Origin of the sequence: Mycolicibacter senuensis (assembly GCF_003284925.1) — a bacterium.
GTDB lineage: Bacteria > Actinomycetota > Actinomycetes > Mycobacteriales > Mycobacteriaceae > Mycobacterium > Mycobacterium algericum_A.
Genome location: NZ_QMEX01000233.1, coordinates 1 through 3,331 on the forward strand (window position 1 = coordinate 1; position 3,331 = coordinate 3,331).

At 70.2% G+C, this 3,331-nt stretch carries 2 protein-coding genes; both read left to right on the forward strand.

Translation table 11 applies throughout. From position 1 onward, the window contains the following. A partial coding sequence (locus DQP56_RS24920; protein WP_435673905.1) for a beta strand repeat-containing protein occupies positions 1–2,001 on the forward strand: 2,001 nt, incomplete at its 5' end. Positions 2,002–2,599: 598 nt separating this feature from the next. After that, positions 2,600–3,331, forward strand: a 732-nt coding sequence (locus DQP56_RS25685; RefSeq protein ID WP_353617228.1) for a PGRS repeat-containing protein, incomplete at its 3' end; no start/stop codon positions are given.

Consider the following 3,331-nt stretch of genomic DNA (forward strand, 5'->3'; position numbering starts at 1 on the left):
ACCGGCACGGGCGACTTGAGCGTCGGCGGCAACGGCGGCGATGCCGGTATCAACAGCGGCTACACCCAGAACGGCTACGGCGGCAGCGGCGGCGGTATCGCCCACGGTGTCGCGCAGGGCAACACCGGTGGTAACGCCAGCAACGGCGGCACCGGCGGCGTCGGCGGCTACGGCGGCATTCTCGCCGGCGGGGTCGGGGCCAACGCCTTCGGAACCGCGACCGGTGGTGTCGGTGGTGCTGGTGACGGCGGTGTCGGCGGCAACGGCGGCACCGGTGCAGTCGCGGCGCTCAACGACGGCGCGACCGCCACGGGTGCCGGCAACGGTGGCAATGCCGGTGCGGGCTCCGACGGCGGCAAGGGCGGCAACGGTGGCCTGGGCTGGGTCCGGGCCATGGGCGTCAACAGCAGCGCCGACGGTACGGCGAACGCCGGTAACGGTGGCGCCGGTAACGATGCCACCGGTGGGGCCGGCGGCCAGGCCCGTGTCGAGGCCAACTCGACCGGCGGCGTAGTCATCAACGGCACAGCCAACAGCGGTAACGGCGGCGACGGCGCCGACGGGGTCAACGGCGCCACCGGTGGACGGGCCAGCGTCGAAACCGGCAACGAGGGCCAGCAGGCCACCAATGTCGGTGGCACGGTGAAGGACAGCACCGCCACCGCCGGCAACAGCGTCGGCGACCAAGCCGGTGGCCTGGCCAAGGTGACCGCCGCGGGCAAGCTCGGTGACGACAACAGCGTGGTGATGGGCAGCTCCGCGACGGGTGGCAACGCCGGCGACGGCGGGGCCGGCGGGTTCGGCCTGCTGCAGGCCGAGAACGGCGGCACGATCACCGACAGCTCCGCGACCGGCGTGGTCGGCAGTGACTCCGCCGCTGGCGGCTCTGCGACCGTCAACGCCACCGGCAGTGACAGCACGATCACCGACACCCATGCCACCGGTGGTGCGGCGGGGTCTGGCTTGAGCGAAGACGGCAACGGCACGGGCGGCGCCGGCGGGGCAGCCAATGCCTTGGCAAACGGCGGCGGTGCCGTTGACGCGGCGACGGTGACAGGTGGCGAGGGCGGCAGCGGCGGTACCGGCGGGATCGGTGGCGCCGCGGTTCTGGCGGCACAAGCAGGCGGCACGGTTCATGACACCGAAGTCACCGGCGGGCTCGGCGGAGCCGGCGGCTCCAACGGTGGCGTCGGCGGTGGTGGCGGCACCGCCACCGCGACGTCTAACGGCGGCAACTTGCATGACGCCACCGTCAAGGGTGGCAACGGCGGCGCCGGTATAGACGGTGGCCAGGGCGGCACCGGCGGTTGGGCAGAGATGACCGCGGGCGAGGATGCCCCAGGCGGCACCGTCACCGGCAGCGCTACCGGCGGTAACGCCGGAAGCGGCACGGACGCCGGCAGCGTCGGCGGTAATGGCGGGGGCGCCGATGTCACCTCTGGCAAGATCACCACGTTCTTCGGTCCGGCTGGCGGTGGCGGTGGCGACACCACCGGTGACGCAACCGGCGGCAACGGTGGGGCCGCTACCGGTGGCGGTGATGGCGGAAAGGGCGGCGGAGCGTCTGTCAATACCGGTGGCGACCAGGCGGTGGTCAACGGCACCTCCCACGGCGGCAAGGGCGGCGACGGCCTCGACGGTGGTAGCGGTGGCAAGGGCGCCTACGGGCGTGTCAACGCCTTCGACACCGTCAACGGCAACACCGGTCCCGCGTCGGCCAGTGGATCCGCGACCGGCGGCAACGGCGGCAACGGCACTGGTGAGCACAGCCAGGGTGCCAACGGCGCCGACGGCAACATCGGTGCCGGACCCGACGGAACGACCATCGTCGACGGGGTGGCGCAGGGCGGCAACGGTGGCAACGCCTCCGGCGGCCTGACCGCCCCGAGTGGCGGGGCCGCGGGCGGGCCTACCGAGGGTGACCTCTACACCCAGCCCGGTCAGAACCACGATTCCCCGGCCATCGGGCAGAACGGCCAGAACAACCCGCCGACGCCGTAGATCGGATGGCCCGTCACCGGCGGTGACAGCCGCCAACGCGAAACCAACGCGGTCGCCTCGTTTCGGAGGCGACCGCGTTGGTCTGTCTCCACGGGTTTAACCCACGCTGGGGCTGGCGGTCGCTACCGTCCGGCGTCACTCGCGTTCCGCCGGCATTCGGTTTCCACCGGAAAGTTTGCTGGACGCACATGCGCGCTTCCAACCTCACGCCCCCGTAGATGCGGCCGGCAGCAACGGTGGACCGACCGGGTAGGCCTGGCGACGGCGCGTGTCGCGGCAGGACGGAATTCCCAGGTGCCTCGGTGACGGGCAGGACCCATACACGGCCAGAGACAGGCTCCGGCGGCAACGGCGGCTAACCCCTTAGCCGGTCAACGCGGCGACGTGGAAACCCTCATTACTGAGAGAGCGGCAAGCGTTTGTTAATCGCTGTGCCTGCTGGCGTCGGGCCTAGATGGCAGATTTCGCCGCCAAATTGTGCCTTCATGGTGCAGACTTCCGTATCGGTGCACAGGGGTTGACGGTATCGGAATCACTGTTAACCTACTTCCCAAAGATCTGACTATGCCGCAAATATGTTCTGTTAAGGGGATCGCCCATGTCTCGTCACCGTCGGAGTGACTTCAAGCGTCGCAGCAGCCGGATGATCGGTGCCGGCAGCGCCGTCGGTGCCTTCCTGGCATTTGGGATGGCACCGGTCACCACCGCGCCCGCCCACGCGGACTTCGATGACGTCCTCATCGAGTTGTTCGGCGAAGGCCTCGGTGATGCGCTGACCACCCTGAGCGCCGACTGGGCCGATCAGGATGCCTGGCAGTTGGTGCTGGACCCGGTCAGTTGGTCGCCGTTCTTCGACAACCTGAGTGACCAGGCCGTCTGGGATGTGATCCTGTCGGATCTGGATCTGAGCGGTGTTGGGGCGCCCGGCTTCGACCTGCCGGGTTCGGCGGCGTTCAGCTGGAATGAGATCAACTGGTGGATGCCGTTCGGCAACGGCGCCGATGGCACCGCGGAGAACCCGGATGGCGCGGCCGGTGGGTGGATCTTCGGCACCGGTGGTGCCGGTTGGGACGCCGATGGCACGGGTGGCGTATTCGACGGTGGCGCTGGTGGTCAGGGCGGCCTGTTCGGCGGCAACGGTGGTGCCGGCGGTGACGGGTTCGACGGCGGTGACGGTGGAGCCGGTGGTGCTGCCGGCCTGTTCGCCTGGTTCAGCCACGGCGGTGTGGGCGGCGACGGTGGGGAAGCCGTCACCTTGGGTACCGCCGGTGGTGCCGGTGGTATCGGTGGTGACGCCGCCCTGTGGGGCCTGTTCAGCACGGCCGGCGCC